Below are 16,669 nucleotides of genomic sequence, written 5' to 3' on the forward strand. Positions count from 1 at the left end.
CGAGAAGACCTGCGGGCTCAAGGACAAGGCGACGGACAAGATCCCGGACTTCGTCTTCGGGCTCCCCTTCCCGCAGTTCGACAAGGCCGACCCCAAGGCCGGCTGCAAGATCGCGTGGAACTTCGCCATGGCGGGCGCGCAGGGCGGCGGGGGCGGTGCCACCTTCACCCTGAACGGGGTCGACACGGGCGGACAGTTCCGCCGCATCAAGGCGTTCATCCACACGCGCGGCTACCAGGGCCGCCACTTCGGTCCGATCAAGGAGAACCCCGAAGGCCTCTCCGGCGAGGCCATCGGCGGCGCGCTCGAGCCGGTCGACGTGGAGGGCGTCTCGACGCTCACCAAGCGCTACTGGAACTGGGACGGGCAGGATGCGGTGTGGGCCTACGTCCCCTCCACCCGCCGCGCGCGGCGGGTGAACGCCGCCTCGCGCTCGGACCCGGTGGCCGGCCTCGACATCTTCGCCGACGACCTCAACTGCTACGCCGGCAAGGTCGAGTACTACCAGTGGAAGCTGGTGGGCGAGCAGACGATCCTGGCGCCGCTCCTCCAGCCCTACCCCTTCCCCATGAGGTCCGTCAGCCCCACACGCCAGCTGATCGACACGCCCTACATGCCCGCCGGCTACGAGGTGCCGAACGCCAAGGGCGCGCCGTGGTGGATCCAGCAGAACCTCCTCTTCGTGCCCCGCCCGGTGTGGGTCGTGGAGGGGCAGTCGAGCGACCCGTACTACAACTTCGGCAAGGTCATCATGTACTTCGACAAGGAGATCTACCGCATCTACTGGAAGCAGGTGCACAACCGCGCGGGCGAGTACTTCTACACCGCCATGTGCGGCTACCACTTCGTCAAGAACGACGAAACCTTCTCGGCGGTCTTCCCGAACCTGGTGGTGGGCGTGAACGACAAGACGAACCGCGCCGCGCTCGGCGGCCGCTACCAGAGCTCGTTCCTCGAGCAGAGCTGGGACCCGTCGTACTTCTCGCTGCGCACGCTGACGCACATGACCGACTGATGCGGCGCCTCGCGCTCGTCCTGCTCCTCCTGGCCGCCCCCGCGTGCGCGGCCGGCGGCCCCGACGCCCAGGTGCTCGAGCACCGGGGCCGCTGGGAGTCGGGCTACGGAGCCCAGTTCTACAACGTCGTTGGCCGGCTCCGGAACACGAGCGGCCACGCGCTCCGCTACGTGAAGCTCCGCATCGAGGCGCTCGACGAGCACGGCAAGGTGGTCGCCAGGACCGAGACCTACAACGAGAGCGCCGAGGCGCTCGCGGTCCCCGACCTGAACCCCGAGGAGCTGCTCAAGTCGGGGAAGGTGAAGCCGCTCCCCGCCCATGCCGAGGAGCGCTTCCGGGGGAGCTTCTTGAAGGAGGAGACGCCGCCCTTCACGGACTACCGCGTGAAGGTGATCGAGACGCCGGCGGCGAGGGAGCCATGAGCGCGCCGGACCCGCAGGCCCTCGCCGCCGCCATGCCGTTCGCGGTCGCCCTCGGCGCGGAGGTGACCGCCGCCACACCGGAGGAGGTGCGCGGCCGGCTCGCCTGGGCACCCGCGCGCTGCACGAGCGGCGGCGCGCTGCACGGCGGCGCGATCATGGCGCTCGCCGACACGCTGGGAGCGATCTGCGCCTTCTTGAACCTGCCGCCCGGCGCCGGCACCTCGACCATCGAGTCGAAGACGAACTTCTTCTCGCCGGTGCGGAGCGGGCACGTTGAGGCGGTGACGCGCGCGCTCCACGTCGGGCGGCGGACGATCGTCGTCCAGACCGACGTGCGTGACGCGACCGGGCGGCGGGTCGCGCTGGTGACGCAGACGCAGGCGGTGCTCGTCGACTGATGGGAGGGCCCGAGCTTCACGCGGCCAGCAGGCGCTCGAGGCCGCGCGCCAGGCAGCGCGTGATCTCGTCACGGCAGCGGCGGAAGACGTCCTCGTCCTGCATCGAGGGGTCGGCGATGTCGCCCGACTCGCCGGCGAGCTCGCGCACGGTGAGGACGGGCTTGCCCGCCGTCTCCGGGAAGTCGCGCAGCATCTCGCGCTGCTGCCCGGTCATGACCAGGATGACGTCCGCCTCGGCGAGGAGGTGGCGCTGGCGCTTCAGGTCGGTCGCCCCGGCGCCGGGCGGCAGCTCGATGCCGACCTCGCGCAGCACGAGGCGCGCGTCGAGCGAGACCAGGCTGCCGTCACGCGCGTAGGGCGCGATGCCGCCCGAGCGGACCTCGACCCGTCCGGCGAGGCCGTGCTCGGCGAGCAGCCGCTCGAGCACCTTCTCCGCGATGATGCTGCGGCTCGTGTTGGCGTGGCAGACGACGAGGACGCGCCGCCGGGGCGCCGGGCCTGCGCTCACAGCCCTCCGGCGAAGACGTCGGCCATGCCCTCGGGCGCGGTGATGCCCTTCGCCAGCTCCTCCTTGATGCGCGCGCCGAGCTTCATCGGCTCCCAGGGCGCCGGCTCGGGGTTCTTCAAGCGCGCCGCGGAGTGCCAGCCCTTCATCGGCCACACGCTGCGGCCGCCCACGCGGAACACCTGCCCGTTCACGCCCGCCGCGTCGTCGCTCACGAGCCAGGCGACCAGCGGCGCGACGTTGGCGGGGCTGAACATGTCGAACTCGCCCGGCTTGGGCTCCGCGCCCATGAGGGCCGCGGTGGAGGGTGTGGCGTCGACCGTCAGTCGCGTGCGCGCGACCGGCGCGATCGCGTTGGCCGTCACGCCGTACTTCTTCATCTCCTGGCCGATGATGATCGCCATGGCAGCGACCGCGGCCTTGCACGCCCCGTAGTTGCTCTGCCCGACGTTGCCGAGGAGCCCGGCGTCCGAGGAGGTGTTGATGACGCGGCCGTTCAGCAGGTTCCCCTTCTTGTGCTCCTCTCGCCAGTACTCACAGGCGTGGCGGCACATGTTGAAGGTGCCCTTCAGGTGCACCGCCACGACCGCGTCCCAGTCCTCCTCCGCCATGTTGAAGATCATCCGGTCGCGCAGGATGCCGGCGTTGTTGACCACGATGTTGAGCTTGCCGAAGGTGTCGAGCGCGCACTCTACGATGCGCTTGGCGGCCTTGAAGTCCGCCACGCTGTCGCCGTTGGCGATCGCCTGGCCACCCATCTTCTTGATCTCCCCGACCACCTCCTGCGCGGGCGTGGCGGTCGGCGCCCCGGTCCCGTCGAAGTGCGCGCCGAGATCGTTCACCACCACCCTGGCGCCGTGCCTGGCCAGGAGCAGCGCCTCCTCGCGGCCGATGCCTCGGCCCGAGCCCGTGACGATCGCCACCTTGCCGTCGAGTAACATCGGGGAGCCTCCTTTGGAGTTCGGCGAACCCGAAGTACCTGCCCCAGCCCGCGCGGCCTTGTCAAGGCGAGCGTGGACGGGGGTGCCGGCTGATCGGACAGCGCCGTGGACGGGCCGCGGAGCGTGCGCTATGGGCCGGGCGGGTGCGGCTCGCGCTGCGTATCGTGAACGTGCTGGTCGCGCTGGTGACGCTGGCGAGCGCGCTCGCCGTCCTCGTCTCCGACCTCCGCGTCCCCGGCTACCGCGAGCACTACCGCGATGCGGTCTGGTTCGTCGGGCTCTACACGGCAGTGCAGGGCGTGATGCTGGTCACCTTCGCGCGCGACGGGCGGCTCGTGCCGTGGCTCGCGCTCTCGAAGGCGGTCGCCGCCTGGCTCTTCCTCGCCGGCTTCACGCACCTGTGGCCCTACTGGCGCGTGTGGACGCCGGCACGCTACGTGTACCAGCTCTTCGAGTGGGGGGAGGACGAGAAGGTGGGGCTGTTCGCGCTCGTCTTCCTCGGCCGCGGCGCCTTCAACACGCTGAACGCCGTGTACTTCACCGCGCCGTGGTGGCGTGCCGTGCGGGCGCGGCGGCCGTTCCTCGGCCGCGCCCTCACGGCCGTGCCCCTGGCCGCCACCATCCTCGTCGTGTGGGTCTTCTTCGCGCTCCAGCGCGAGGAGCCGCGGATGTTCTCGGCCGACGCCCAGGACGTCGCCCGGCTCGTCTACGAGAGCCTCGACTGCGACGCGGTCCGCGCGCACTCCGGCACCACGACCGCCGACCTCCGCCAGCGCGGCGAGCGGCGGTACCACGTGCAGATCGCCTACGGTTGCTCCCTCACGCGCGTCACCGTGCTCGCCGAGGACGGGCGCATCGGGACGGTCGCCGGGCCGCAGCTCCAGTGCTGCCGGGAGGGTTCGTGACCCCTCACGCCGCCGCCGTCGCGCCCTCGATCGCGCGCTTCCGGCCCTCAACGACGAAGCCACCCCACAGGAACGCAGGCCGGAAGCGCGCGACGACCGCGGGGAGCAGGACGAGGGCGCTCCCCGACGAGACGAGCATGGCGAGGGCGACCAGCGAGCCGAGCTGGACGTGGAACGCGAAGCCCGACAGGCAGAGCGTCGCGTAGCCGAAGGCGATCGCCGAGGAGACGAAGAGCACGGCCTTCCCCGACGTCATGAGGGCGCGGCCGAGCGCGTCCTCGAGCGTGCCGCCGTGCGCCAGCTCCTCGCGCACGCGGAAGAGGAAATAGATGGCGTAGTCGGCGCCGATGCCTACCGCCATCGCGGAGATGGCCGAGGTGACATTGTCGAGCGGGATGCCGAGCAGCCCCATGACCCCGAAGTTGACGGCCACCGTGAGCGCGAGCGGCAGGGCGACCAGGAGCCCGCCCACCACCGAGCGCAGGAGGAGCGCCGCGATCGCGATCGTGATGAGGGCGATCTGCGCGATGTTGCGCACCTTCCCGTGCACCATGACCTCGGTGGCGGCGGCGGTCGAGGCGAGCGAGCCGCTGTAGCGCACGCGGTAGCCGGGCGGGAACGTCTTCGCGACCTGGTCCTGCGCCAGCGCGATCAGCCGCTCGCCGTAGCGCGTGCTGTCCTCGTGCACCAGGAGACGGACCTTGGCCACCCGGTGCGGCGAGTCGAGCAGCGTGTCGAAGTCATCGGCGCCGCCCGCGAGCGTGTAGAGGAAGAGATACTGCGCGGTGAGCGCGCGCGTCGCGGGCAGCTCGCCCAGGTCGGGCCGGTCGGCGTTCATGGCGAGGTGCATCTTGCGCACGAAGTCGACGTAGGAGAGCGCCTTGCCGACGCCCGGCTCGGCCTCGAGGTTCCGCTCGAGGCGGTAGATGGCGCGCATCACCGCCGGCTCTTCGAGCGCGCCTTCCGCGTTCCCCTCGACCAGCACGATGAGCGTGTTCGTGCCGGCGAACTCGGCGTTGATGGCGGCGTCATCCTGCCGCACCGGCTCGCGCGCGGAGAACTCGCGCTTGCTGCTCATGTCGATCTGGATGCGGGTGGCGAGGAGGGCGCACGCCGCGACCAGCACACCCGCGCCGGCGAACACGCGCCGCGCACCACGGCCGCTGGCCGCGCGTGCCGAGGCCCCGAGGAAGGCGTCGAGCCAGGGATGCGCCGCCGCCTCGCGCTCGCGCTCGCGCCGGCGGGGGGTGGGCAGCATCGCCCGCACGGCCGGGATGATGGTCAGCTCGATCGCCAGCGCGGAAAGGATGCCGAAGCCGGTGAAGAGGCCGAAGGTGCGGATGCTCGCCGTGCGGAAGGTGACGAGCGAGCAGAACGAGAGCGCCGCGATCGTGCCCGCGGCGATCATCACCGGCCCCACTCGTGCGAGCGACTCGGTGATCGCCGCCTCGACGTCGTGCGTGCGGTCGAACTCCTCGTAGAAGCGCTTGAGCACCTGCACCGCGTGCCCGGCGGCGACGGCGAGGATCAGGATCGGCGTCGTGGTGTTGAAGGGATCGAGCGGCACGCCGAGCAGCCCCATGAGCCCGACCGCCCAGAGCACGGAGAGGAGCGCGGTCAAGAGCGGGAGGAAGAGCGCCTGCAGGGTGCGGAAGGCCTCGTAGTGGACGAGGCCGATCACGAGGAGCGCGAGCGGGAAGTAGAGGACCATGCGCGCCGCGTAGGCGGAGAGCTGCGAGAGGAAGACGACCGGGCCGGAGAGGCGATAGTCGAAGGTGCCGTCGGCGGCCGCCTCGAGCGCCCCGAGCACCGCCATGTGGAGGTGGCGGTAGCCGGGCGTCTCGGGGGTGAGCTCGAAGCTCGCCTGCACGGCCGCCGCCGAGCCGTCGGCCGCGACCAGCGTGCCGACGTAGGCGTCGGTCGCGAAGGCGCGGCGCCGCACCTCGGCGGCGCCGTCCGCGTCGGCGGGCGCCGTCTCCATGACGCGCTCGACCTCCATCCCCTCCTCGGTGCCGCGGATGTCCTTCACCATGGGCGCGGCGAGGCTCTGCACCAGCGCCGGGTTGGCGCCGGGGAGGCGGCGGATCCGGTCCGTCACCTCGGCCAGCTTCGCGAGGAAGTGGGGCGTGAACACGTTGCCGTCATGCGGGAAGAGCCCCACGACGACGAGGTTCTTGTCGCCGAAGATGCGGTGCACGTCGTTGAGCGCCTGGATGAACGGATGATCCTGGGGCAGCTGGCGATCGGGATCGACCTCGACGTGGAGCCGCGTGGCGGCGCGGGCGAGGAGGAGGGTGCCGAGGAGGACCGTGAGGAGCACCGCGAGGCGATGTCTCACGACCCAGGCGGCGTATCTCTCGAGCGCGCGCGACGACATGAGGAGTCTCCTCCGATCAGTTGGCCGCGCGCTCGAGGTACTCCTGAAGCGCGCCGTAGTACAGGCCGTGCAGCTCCTCGTAGGTCGCCTCGAGCCGCTCGCGGGCCGCGACGACCGCCCGCCGCGAGAAGCGCTGCTCGAACCGCTCGAGCCAGGTGTTCAGATACGCGATGTGCCGCGCCTCGTCCTGGCGGATCGCGCCGACCACCGCCTGCGTCCCGGGATCGCCGGCCAGGGCGTCGTAGTTGGCGTGCAGCTTGGTCGCCGCGTCGTGCTCGGCGATGAGGGCGATGGTCATGAACTCCATCACCTCCGCGTCCCCGGCCGGGCCACGGTCCGCGTAGACCTGCTTGAAGTCGCGTGCCCGGCTCCGCTCGGAGAGCGTCTCCAGGCGGTCGAGCGCCTGGGGCACTCGCGGCAGGTTGAACCCGAACTCCTGCATCCGGCGCAGGAGGAGGAAGGCGTGCCGGCTCTCGTCCATCGCGTGCCGGGCGAAGTTTGCACGATCACTCCATTGCGGCGAACGAGACGGGCCGCGCGCCGAGGTAACGAATGGGGCCGAACCGGGCCCTGGGCGGCGGCAGCAGGATCTCGCTCGGGCTGGTGGTGAAGACGAACTCCCACAGGGGATGCTCGCGCCGCTGCCGGATGTCGCGGAGGTCTGCCGCCAGCAGCTCGTGCTGCGCGTTCGCGAGCTTGGCGTACGCGGCCACCAGACCCGTGCGCTGGAAGCAGAGCCATTCGTAGGTCCAGATGCGCTCCTCCTTGGAGCACACCACCGCCTGGCGCGCGCCGATCTCGTCGAGGAAGTTGATGAGCAGCTTGAAGAGACCGAACGAGACGCTCGGCATGACGCCGTGGCTCCGGCGGTGCTCCGGGAGGATCGCGAAGCGCGTCACCTCGACCGTGCGCGGCGTGATCAGGTGTCGCGGAAGCCGGAAGTACTCCTCGGCCTCGAGCGGACCGGCCGAGCGCGGCGTGATGCGCATCGTCCCCACCACCTCGCCCGAGCCCACGTGCTCGGCGAGCAGGAGCCAGGAGCGAGGATCGTACTCGTCCGGCACCGGGACGTCGTAGCCGCAGTGCCCCAGGTAGATGCGGCGCCGGACGTCGAGCGCGGACTCGAAAGCGACCCGGTCCGTGCACACGCGGAAGCGGTAGCCCCGAAGCAGGTCCGCGAAGGACGCGGGCTGGAACTCCGACCGCCCTGCCGTGGCCCTCGGCTGGATGTCTCGCATGGCGTCCCTCCTGCGGGACGCTTGTGCAACCGCCGTGCCGCGCCTCACGTCCTCCGGGGCCGCGCCGTGGCGATCCTTCCGGCGAGGCCGATGTGAACGCACGTTCCTACGAACCGTTGGCCGGAACTCCAGGGTATGCGCGACCACGCCTTGAGACTCGCCCGGGCAGACCGGACAATGCGGTGTATCCATGCAACATCCGTGGCTGGTCCCGCTGGTCGCGGCGGTCGCCGATGCGATCATCTGCCTGCTCGTCCTGCGCGGAGGCGTCAGGAACCGGGCTCTGCGTGTCTTCGCATGGATGACCTTCAACACGGTCCTGTGGAACCTCGACATCTTCGCGCTCGACTACTTCCCGGACGGCCTCTCCGCCGAGTGGTGGAGCCAGCTCTTCCGCGTCGGCGTGTGCTTCGCCCCGGCGGCCTTCGTGCACGCGGCGCTGGTGCAGGCCGGGTCCGGGGGGCGCGTCTGGAACGGGCTGCTCGTCTTCACCTACGCCGTCGCCGGCCTGCTCGCGGCGCTCAACGCCCACGGCGACCTCGTGCACGGCGTGAGCCGGCACGCATGGGGCTGGTACATCGAGCCCACGCGGCTCTACTCCCTCATGACGGCGTACATCGCGGTGTGCATGCCGCTCGGACTCGAGCGCATCTGGCACGCCTACCGCCATCCGACATCGCCGCGCCAGCGGATGCAGGCGAAGTTCTGGTTTCTCGCCACCGTCGTCCAGACGCCGTTCATCCTGACCAACCTCCTCCCCCTCTACGGAGTCAGCATCTATCCCCTCGGCAGCCTCGGGAACGTCTTCACCATGGGCATCATCGCGTACGCGATCGCGCGGCACCGGCTCATGGACGTGGACTACGTCGTGCGCAAGGGGGTGAGCTTCACGCTCGCCGCCGCGCTCGTGCTCGTTCCCGGAGGTGCGGGCACCTGGGCCCTGGCGCAGACGCTGGAGGCGGACGAGCCCGGGATCATGGTGTGCGCCGCGCTGGCCCTGGCGCTGATCGCCGTGGTCCTGATCCCCGCGTGCCAGGCTGCCCTCGAGACCCGCGTCCAGCGGGCGTTCTTCCCGGAGCACTACGACTACCGCCGCAAGCTGCGCGAGCTGGCCGCCGTGCTCGTCCACATCCTCGATCGCGAGCAGCTGGTGAAGCGGCTGGGGGACGCGTTGACGGACGTCCTCGACGTCGAGTGCTGCGACATCTTCCTGGCCGACGAGGACACCGCGCGGCTCGCGCGCGCCTACCCGGCGGCGCAGGGCGGCCAGCCCATGCCCGAGCCCCTCGTCCACGCTCTCGAGCCGCTGCGCGAGCCGATCCTCGCTGCCGAGCTCGAGGCCATGGACGCCGCCGGCGCGGCGGTCTTCCGCGCCAGCGCCTGGGAGGTCGGCATCCCCCTCCGCATCAAGAACCGGCCGACCGGTCTCATCGCCCTCGGCCGCAACCGGAGCTTCCGCATCTTCTCCGCCGAGGACCTCCAGCTCCTCGCCACCGTCGCCGCCGGCGCCAGCGTCGCGCTCGAGAACGCCTCGCTCTCGCGCCAGCTGCGCCGCTCCGAGATCGTGCTCGAGCGCGCCAATCGCCTCTCCTCGCTCGGCATCCTGGCGGCCGGCATCGCGCACGAGATCCGCAACCCTCTGGTGGCCGTGAAGACCTTCCTCGACCTCCTCCCGCAGCGGCTCGACGACCGCGAGTTTCTCAGCAACTTCCGCGAGCTGAGCCTGGGCGAGCTGCGCCGGGTGACCGACCTGATCGCCGACCTGCTCGCGCTCGGGAAGTCGAAGACGGCGGAGCGGCGCCCGGTCGAGCTCGGGCCGACGCTCGAGCCGGTCGTGCGCCTGATGGAGTCGACGGCGCGCAAGCGCCAGATCGAGGTCGTGGCGACCTTCGACCCCCGCGTGCGCCCGGTGTGGGCCGACCCCGATCAGCTGAAGCAGATCACCGTGAACCTGCTCCTGAACGCGATCGAGACGAGCGCGCCGGGCGGACACGCGTGGTTCGAGGTGCGGCCCGCGCCCGCCGACAGCGTGGTGCTCGAGGTGCGCGACGACGGGCCCGGCATCCCCGCCGACCAGCTCGAGAACATCTTCCACCCCTTCTACACCACCAAGGAGACGGGCACCGGCCTCGGCCTGGCCCTCGTCCACCAGATGGTGCTGGAGCACGGGGGCGAGATCAGCGTCGAGAGCGCGCCCGGGCGCGGCAGCGCGTTCCGGGTGACGCTTCCCGCCGCCCCCGTCGCCCTGGCGCGGACCGGGACCTGAGGCGGCTCACATCCCGAGACGCTTCATCTTCTTGAGCAGCCCCCGGTAGGTGATGCCGAGCTCCTCGGCGGCGTGCGTCTTGACGCCGCTGGCGCGCGCGAGTGCGGCCTCGATCTGCTCGCGCTCGAAGGCGTTGGCTCGGTGCTGGAGCAGGCTCGGCGCCGCCCCGTCGCCAGCCGCCTCCTGCAGCCGCTCGGAGAGGAGATCGTCGGTGATCGGCGCCCCCGGCTCCGCGAGCAGCACGGCCCGCTCGAGCTCGTTGGCCAGCTCGCGCACGTTACCCGGGAACGGGTAGCGGGCGAGGAGCGCGAGCGTCTCCTCGGTCGGCTCGGCGACCGGCTTCTTCACCTGGCGCGCGAGGCGGCCGAGCAGGTGGCGCGCGAGCGCGGGGATGTCCTCGCGCCGCTCGCGCAGCGGCGGGAGGCGGATCGGGAAGACGCGCAGGCGATAGTAGAGGTCGTCGCGGAAGCGGCCGGCCTTCAGCTCGTCCTCGAGATTCCGGTTGGTCGCCACGATGACGCGCGTATCGACCATGCGGGCGCGGTTCTCGCCCACCGGGCGGACCTCCCCCTCCTGCAGCACGCGCAGGAGCTTCGCCTGGAGCCCCGCGCTGGTCTCCGAGATCTCGTCGAGAAAGAGCGTGCCGCCGCTCGCCACCTCGAAGAGCCCCTTGCGGTCCTCGGTGGCGCCCGTGAAGGCGCCGCGGCGATGCCCGAAGAGCTCGCTCTCGAGCAGCCCCTCCGAGAGCGCGGCGCAGTTGACGGCGACGAAGAGGTGGTCGCGCCGCGGCCCGCCGGCGTGGATGGCGCGTGCCACCAGCTCCTTACCCGTGCCGGTCTCGCCCTCGATCAGGACCGTGGAACGCGAGCCGGTGACCCGGGCGACGAGCTCGAGCACGCCGTGCATCGCCGCGCTGTCGCCCACGATCTCCTGCGGCCGCTCGCTCTCGCGCAGGTAGGCGTTCTCGGCCGCGAGCCGCTCGTTGGCGCGCCGGAGCTCCTCCACCAGCCGCCCGTTCTCGCGCACCAGGTGGAAGGCCTCGACCGCGCGGCGGAGCGTGAGCCGCAGCTCCTCGCTCTCCCAGGGCTTGGTGACGTAGCGGTAGATGCGGCTCCTGTTGATCGCCTGGACGATGGCGTCGATGTCGGTGTAGCCGGTCAGGATGATGCGCACGGCGTCGGGGCGCAGCACCATCGAGCGCTCGAGGAAGTCGGTCCCGCTCATCGCCGGCATGCGCTGGTCGGCGACGATGACGGCCGGCTCGTGCGTCTCGAGGAGCGCGAGTCCGCGCGCGCCGCTCTCGGCGGTCAGCACCTGGAAGTCGTCGCCGTAGTTGAAGGCGAACGCGCGCAGGATGTCCGGCTCGTCGTCCACCACCAACACCAGGAACTGGCGGTAATCCACCTCCACCGGCTCCCCTATCCGGCGCCGCTCGCCGTCCTGTCAAGGGAGGCGGCGGGCGGCGCGAGCGGGAGGGAGACGCGGAAGGTGGCCCCCTTGCCCGGCGCGCTCTCCACCTCGATCCGCCCGCCGTGGGCCGCGACCACACCGTGGCTGATGGCGAGCCCGAGCCCCGTCCCGCCACCCACGTCCTTGGTGGTGAAGAACGGGTCGAAGATGCGGCCCGCCATCTCCGGCGTCATGCCGACCCCGTCGTCGCGAATGGTGACGCGCACCTGCTCGCCCGCGGCGCGCGTCGTGATCCACACGTTGCCGCGCTCGGGGATCGCGTCGCACGCGTTGGCGAGCAGGTTCATGAACACCTGGTTCACCTGCCCGGGGTCGCACTCGACCGGCGACAGCGTGCCGTAGTCGCGGTGGATCTCGATCCGGTCGCGCCAGCGCGGCTCGAGCAGGCGGAGGCTCACCTCGAGCCCGACGTGCAGGTCGACGCGCTTGCGCGTCGCCTCGCCGAGACGCGAGAAGCTGCGCAGGTCTTTCACGATGGCCGCCGTGCGCTCCGCGCCGCGTGCCATCACGGCGACGATCTCGCGCGCGTTGGCGAGCAGCTTCGCGACCTCGGGCGGCGCATCGGCCGCCGCCGTCTCGAGCCGCCGGCGCAGCGGCGCCACGCTGCTGGAAATGAACGCCACCGGGTTATTGATCTCGTGCGCCACGCCCGCGACCAGGCGGCCGAGCGAGGCCATCTTCTCCGACTGCACGAGCTGGACCTCGGCGTTCTTGAGCTCGCCGTAGGCTTGGGCCAGCTCGCGGTTGGTGCCCTCGAGCTGCGCGGTCCGCTCGCGCACCCGCTCCTCGAGGCGCGCGTTCAGCGTCACCAGCGCCTCGTACGAGCGCGCGTTCTCGAGCGCGTTCGCGGCCTCGTGGGCGAGGGCGCGCAGGAACTCGACGTCGCCTGCGGTGTAGAGGAGCCCCGAGCGCTTGCCGCCGACCGCCAGCACCCCCGCCAGCTGGCCGCGCACCTCGAGCGGCACGGCGAGCTCGGCGCCGCCCGCGCCGCGGCCGCCCTGCACGCCGGAGTCGAAGGCGGACAGGACCTGCCCCCTCTCGAGCTGCGGGAGGAGCGGGCCCGGGATGCCGCTCAGGCCGCCCGGCTCGCCCGGTGCGCCCAGGAGGAGGCGCGTCCCGGTGTTGGGGATCGCCGCGTCGACGGCGTCGCACACGAGGGCCACGATCCGCTCCCGTTTGAGCGTCCCCGCGAGCTCGGCGCCAACCGCGGCGAGGACCTGCGCGCCGTCGTAGCGGGTGCGGAAGAAGATCCGGTCGACCAGGGCCTGAAGCCGTGTGCGGATCGGGTTGAAGAGGACGAGGACGGCGAGCGTGAAGATGACGGGGAAGGCGCGCGAGTCGGTCACCACCCGGGCCTGGAAGACGACGTTGAAGAGCACCGCCGCGACGAGGTACGCCGCCCCGACCGCGCCGGTCAGGAGCAGGTAGTAGGCGCCCCGCCGCACCGCGGCGCGGCCGGCGCGTGGGCTGGGTGCGCCCCCGGCGAGGCGCGCGGTGGTGGCAGTCGTCTCCGCCATGGCCGGCACTCGAGCCGCGGAAGTGTAGCGCAGCCGCCCCGCCCTGCGCCAATCGCGGCCGCGGCGCCGGCGCACCGGCCACTGCCGCCGGAGGAGCAGCCCGAGCGCATGGTGGCGGAGATCACGCGCTGGGTACGGACATCGCGCGCTCGGGACTGACCCGGCGCGCGCCCACGGCGAAGACCACGAGCGCGGTCGCCGCCATCGCGGCCGCGACCAGGAACGTGGCGCGATGGCCGAGCGCCTGCGCCACCGGGCCGAGCGCCATCGAGCCGGCCGTCGTGCCCAGGTTGAAGGCCCCGTTGTAGAGCGTCTGGGTGCGGCCGAGCTGCCCGGGCTCGGCCAGGTCGAGGGTGAAGGCGTTCAGCGTCGGGTAGACGAAGCCCTGCGCGGTGCCGAAGAGAAGCCCCGCCGTGGCCAGCGCCAGCGCCGAGCGGACGGCGGCAAGCAGCGCGATCGAGGCGGCCAGGAGACCGAGCGCCGGCAGGACGACCGTCCGCCGCCCGAGCGAGTCGCTGAGCCCTCCCGCGGCCACGCGCGTCAGCACCGCGGCCGCCGTGTACGACAGGAAGAAGGTCGCGATCGGTCCGAGCGCCGCGTCCTGCACGAAGGTCGGGACGTAGGTGATGACGGCGCCGAACGCCACCCCGCAGCAGGCGACGGTCGCGATGGCCGTGGAGAGCTCGGCCGTGGCACGCAGCGGGACCGCCGCGCGGGCCCGGGCGGGCGCGTCGTCCGGCAGCGGCCAGGCGACCGCCAGGCCGACGGCCGAGAAGACCGTCGCCGCGACGAAGAGCGCGGGGAAGCCGCCCAGCCGAACGAGCTGCTCGCCGAGCGTCGGGGCGAGCGCGTGGGTGGCGAGGGTCGAGACGCCGAAGAGACCGAGGGCCGCCGCCCGGCGCCCCTCGGGCGCGAACTCCGCCGCCAGCGTCGAGGCCGCGTTGAAGCCGGCCGCGAAGGCGAGCCCCTGCACCGCGCGCAGCACGAAGATCGCCGGCCCGATCCGCCCAACCAGGAGGAAGGCGCCCGACGCGGCCGACATGGTGGCGATCCCGCCGAGGAGGAAGATGCGCCGGCCAAAGCGGTCGAGGAGCGCGCCCACGGCGAGCACGCTCACCAGGCCGGCGAGGCCGCTCGTTCCCATCACGAGCCCGATCGTGCGCTCCGTGCCGCCGAGCGCGCGCACGTGCAGCGGCAGGAGGAAGAACGACGTGAAGGTGAGGAAGAAGCAGAAGTTCGCCGCGGTCAGGCGCGCGAAGCAGGCCGTGCGGGTGGAGGGCGACATGGGCGCGATGGGCGCGACGCGGCTTGCCGCGACGAGGCGTGCATTATACAGACCCCGCATGGCGACGGAACGACGGCGCGAGCTCCGCCGGCGCCGCAAGCGGCGCCGCGAGCGCCTGAAGCAGCGCCGCCGCGAGCAGCAGAAGGAGCGCCGCCGCTCGCCGCGCGCGAAGACGTAGCGGAGCGAACGCGAGCGTCGGTGCGGCGTCGGCGGGGGCGCGCTGGCGGCGCCTCTGCGCCGGCACGCCCGCACGACCGTGGAGGCCCGTGCGGCCGGCGCAGCGAAGCCGCGGGGGCGGCCCCGCCACGCCTTTGCAAGAGCTCTACGCCGCCGAGCGGCGCTCGTCGCCGATGACGCCGGGGAGGACGACGCGGAAGCGGCTGCCGCTCCCGAGCGTGCTCGTGACCTCGATCGTGCCGCCGAGTCGGCTCACGAACTGCTTCACGATGTAGAGGCCGAGGCCCACGCCGCCGTGGCGGCGCGTCGTCGTGCCGTCCACCTGACGGAACATGTCGAAGATGATCGGCAGGTACTCGGCGCCGATGCCGATCCCCGTGTCGCGCACCTCGATCACCAGGGCCTCGGCCTGGACCACGAGGCGCACCCGCACCTCTCCCTGGCTGGTGAACTTGAAGGCGTTGCTCACCAGGTTGCGGACCACGAGGGCCACCTTGGCGCGATCGGTCATGATGCGCTGGGCGACGTCCTCGGGCGTCTCCCACTCGAAGGCCACCTCGGGCACGCGCGGCAGGCCGCAGGTGCTCGCGTGCAGCGCCTGGAGGAGGTCGCGGAGCGGCACGGCGGAGATCTCGACCATGTCGCGGCCGGCCTCGAGGCGGCCCACGTGCAGCGTCGCCTCGATCAGCTCGAGCAGCTCGCGCCCGCGGGCGTCGAGGCGGTCGATCAGCTCGCGCTGCCCCGCGGTGATCGGGCCGACGGCGCCCTCGCGCAGCATCTCGGTGTAGCCGATGATCACGTTGAGCGGCGTGCGCAGCTCGTGCGACATGGTCGACACGAACTCCGACTTGAGCCGGTCGGCGGCCTCCAGGTCGGCGACCATGCGGGCGTTCTGGAGCGCGATCGAGGCGTGGTGGCCGAGACCCTCGGCCAGGCGGTGCTGGCGGCGGCTGACGGCGCGCCGCTCCTGGTTCCGCCCGACGGCGAGGAAGCCGGCCACCCAGCCGCTGCGGAAGAGCGGGACGGCGATCCAGGTGCCCGAGCGCCAGCCGCGCGGCAGCCAGAGGGGGCGCACGGTCGCGCCATCGGCGATCAAGAGCTCGCGGCGCGTGATCGCCTCCTGGAGCCTCGGGAAGTCCTCGAGGCGGAAGCGCCCGCTGCTCATGGCCTCGAGGTCCGCCTCCGGGAAGCCGGTGCCGCCCACGATGCTGAAGGTCCCCGAGCGCTCGTCGAAGCGGGCAGCGACCGACCAGGGGAGATCGAGGACCTCGGTCGCGCCGCGCACGAGCATCTGCCAGAGCGCGTCCTCGTCCAGGCAGGCGCTGAGCCCCTGCGAGAGGGAGAGGAGCACGCGCGAGACATCGGCGTCCTCCTGCTGTTGCTCCATGCTGCGCACGTTGACGAGCGCGAGGGCCGCCTGCCGCGCGATGCCCTGCACCAGCTCCATCAGGTCCTGGGCGTCCTCCTCGCCGTAGCCGACGAAGAGCGCCCCCTCGAAGGAGCCGCGGCACACCATGGGCGCCGCGAAGCCGCGGCTGAAGGGCAGCCCCACGCGTCCGGAGACGAGCGCATGGCTGGGCGCGGCGCCGAACTGGACCACCTCGCCCGCGCGCAGGCGCCCGACGATGGGCAGGTCCGCCGTATAGCGGACGTCGGCCTCGCCGCCCGACTCCTCGCTGCGCCCGTGCGCCGCCGCGAGGCGGAGGCCCTGGCGGTCCGCGTCCCAGAGGAATATCTCCACCCGCGGCACGCGCACGAGCGCGACCGTGGTGTCGCACACGGCGCGCAGCAGCGCCTCGAGCGTGTGCATCGCACTCACGTGCTGCGCCACGTCGAGGAGGACACGCACGCGCGCCGCCGCGCGCTCGTTGCGGCTGAGCAGCTCGCCGCGCTGGGCGGCGAGCGTCCGGCTGCGCTCCTCATGGTCCCCGAGGAGGCCGCTCAGGTAGTGGCTGAGATAGGCGCAGAGCCCATCGACCGTGGTGACGGCCACGATCACGAGGGCGACGAAGCCGCCGTCGCGGTAGGCGTCCGGGCGATAGAAGCCACCCAACCCGAAGTGCGCGACGATCCCGGTGAGCTCGCTCACGCCGAGGAGCGCGACCTCCACCGTGGCGAGCGCGACATGGATGAAAGCCTGGCGCAACGGCAGC

General features: G+C 72.1%; 14 protein-coding genes. 5 read left to right on the forward strand and 9 right to left on the reverse strand.

Annotated features, from left to right (window positions below):
• The 3 genes from E6J59_19085 to E6J59_19095 form a co-directional block, all read left to right on the forward strand.
• Positions 1-1,015: DUF1329 domain-containing protein (locus tag E6J59_19085; protein TMB16406.1), on the forward strand; the 1,015-nt coding region annotated here is incomplete at its 5' end.
• A complete protein-coding gene (locus E6J59_19090; GenBank protein ID TMB16407.1) occupies positions 1,015-1,437 on the forward strand; it encodes a hypothetical protein in 423 nt (140 codons plus the stop codon). The genes E6J59_19085 and E6J59_19090, both read left to right, overlap by 1 nt.
• Positions 1,434-1,835, forward strand: a complete 402-nt coding sequence (locus E6J59_19095; GenBank protein ID TMB16408.1) for a PaaI family thioesterase — start codon at positions 1,434-1,436, stop codon at positions 1,833-1,835. The genes E6J59_19090 and E6J59_19095 overlap by 4 nt, the downstream gene beginning before the upstream one ends.
• A 16-nt stretch (positions 1,836-1,851) precedes the next feature.
• On the opposite strand, the gene E6J59_19100 is transcribed toward E6J59_19095, so the two are convergent.
• Both E6J59_19100 and E6J59_19105 read right to left on the reverse strand, forming a co-directional pair.
• Positions 1,852-2,496 carry a hypothetical protein gene (locus E6J59_19100; protein TMB16409.1) on the reverse strand — a complete coding sequence of 215 codons (645 nt, stop codon included), beginning with the start codon at positions 2,494-2,496 and terminating at the stop codon, positions 1,852-1,854.
• Positions 2,340-3,281, reverse strand: a complete 942-nt coding sequence (locus E6J59_19105; GenBank protein TMB16410.1) for an SDR family NAD(P)-dependent oxidoreductase — start codon at positions 3,279-3,281, stop codon at positions 2,340-2,342. Before E6J59_19105 ends, E6J59_19100 begins: the two co-directional genes overlap by 157 nt.
• Positions 3,282-3,424: 143 nt before the next feature.
• Between E6J59_19105 and E6J59_19110 the strand changes: the two genes are divergently transcribed.
• Positions 3,425-4,186, forward strand: a complete 762-nt coding sequence (locus tag E6J59_19110; protein TMB16411.1) for a hypothetical protein — start codon at positions 3,425-3,427, stop codon at positions 4,184-4,186.
• Between the two features lie 4 nt (positions 4,187-4,190).
• Here the strand turns inward: E6J59_19110 and E6J59_19115 are convergent, their stop codons facing one another.
• Genes E6J59_19115 through E6J59_19125 form a run of 3 tightly spaced genes read right to left on the reverse strand, consistent with a single transcriptional unit; the run spans position 4,191 to position 8,044 of the window.
• The gene (locus E6J59_19115; protein TMB16412.1) at positions 4,191-6,563 is read right to left on the reverse strand and encodes a hypothetical protein; all 2,373 of its coding nucleotides are present in this window, start codon (positions 6,561-6,563) and stop codon (positions 4,191-4,193) included.
• A gap of 16 nt (positions 6,564-6,579) precedes the next feature.
• Entirely contained in the window at positions 6,580-7,044 is a 465-nt protein-coding gene (locus E6J59_19120) for a hypothetical protein (protein ID TMB16413.1), read from the reverse strand.
• 25 nt (positions 7,045-7,069) lie between these two features.
• On the reverse strand, positions 7,070-8,044 hold the full coding sequence (locus E6J59_19125) for a GNAT family N-acetyltransferase (GenBank protein ID TMB16414.1): 975 nt from the start codon (positions 8,042-8,044) through the stop codon (positions 7,070-7,072).
• On the opposite strand from E6J59_19125, the gene E6J59_19130 reads away from it, so the two are divergent.
• Complete coding sequence (locus E6J59_19130; GenBank protein TMB16415.1) at positions 7,992-10,067, forward strand: hypothetical protein; 2,076 nt, start codon at positions 7,992-7,994, stop codon at positions 10,065-10,067. The genes E6J59_19125 and E6J59_19130 overlap by 53 nt on opposite strands.
• A gap of 6 nt (positions 10,068-10,073) precedes the next feature.
• Here the strand turns inward: E6J59_19130 and E6J59_19135 are convergent, their stop codons facing one another.
• From E6J59_19135 to E6J59_19150, 4 genes are all read right to left on the reverse strand, one after another.
• Positions 10,074-11,477, reverse strand: a complete 1,404-nt coding sequence (locus E6J59_19135) for a sigma-54-dependent Fis family transcriptional regulator (GenBank protein ID TMB16416.1) — start codon at positions 11,475-11,477, stop codon at positions 10,074-10,076.
• Positions 11,478-11,485: 8 nt separating this feature from the next.
• On the reverse strand, positions 11,486-13,054 hold the full coding sequence (locus E6J59_19140; GenBank protein ID TMB16417.1) for a hypothetical protein: 1,569 nt from the start codon (positions 13,052-13,054) through the stop codon (positions 11,486-11,488).
• Positions 13,055-13,175: 121 nt separating this feature from the next.
• A complete protein-coding gene (locus E6J59_19145) occupies positions 13,176-14,399 on the reverse strand; it encodes an MFS transporter (protein TMB16418.1) in 1,224 nt (407 codons plus the stop codon).
• Positions 14,400-14,661: 262 nt separating this feature from the next.
• Positions 14,662-16,669, reverse strand: a 2,008-nt coding sequence (locus E6J59_19150) for a GAF domain-containing sensor histidine kinase (GenBank protein TMB16419.1), incomplete at its 5' end; no start/stop codon positions are given.

It is taken from the genome of Deltaproteobacteria bacterium (assembly GCA_005879795.1).
Classification (GTDB): Bacteria; Desulfobacterota; Binatia; order DP-6; family DP-6; genus DP-6.

Coding starts and splice junctions, on each gene's coding strand:
- E6J59_19090 (TMB16407.1), top strand. CDS start 1,015: ATGCGGCGCCTCGCGCTCGTCCTGCTCCTCCTGGCCGCCCCCGCGTGC.
- E6J59_19095 (TMB16408.1), top strand. CDS start 1,434: ATGAGCGCGCCGGACCCGCAGGCCCTCGCCGCCGCCATGCCGTTCGCG.
- E6J59_19105 (TMB16410.1), bottom strand. CDS start 3,281: ATGTTACTCGACGGCAAGGTGGCGATCGTCACGGGCTCGGGCCGAGGC.
- E6J59_19115 (TMB16412.1), bottom strand. CDS start 6,563: ATGTCGTCGCGCGCGCTCGAGAGATACGCCGCCTGGGTCGTGAGACAT.
- E6J59_19120 (TMB16413.1), bottom strand. CDS start 7,044: ATGGACGAGAGCCGGCACGCCTTCCTCCTCCTGCGCCGGATGCAGGAG.
- E6J59_19130 (TMB16415.1), top strand. CDS start 7,992: ATGCAACATCCGTGGCTGGTCCCGCTGGTCGCGGCGGTCGCCGATGCG.
- E6J59_19125 (TMB16414.1), bottom strand. CDS start 8,044: ATGATCGCATCGGCGACCGCCGCGACCAGCGGGACCAGCCACGGATGT.
- E6J59_19140 (TMB16417.1), bottom strand. CDS start 13,054: ATGGCGGAGACGACTGCCACCACCGCGCGCCTCGCCGGGGGCGCACCC.
- E6J59_19145 (TMB16418.1), bottom strand. CDS start 14,399: ATGCGGGGTCTGTATAATGCACGCCTCGTCGCGGCAAGCCGCGTCGCG.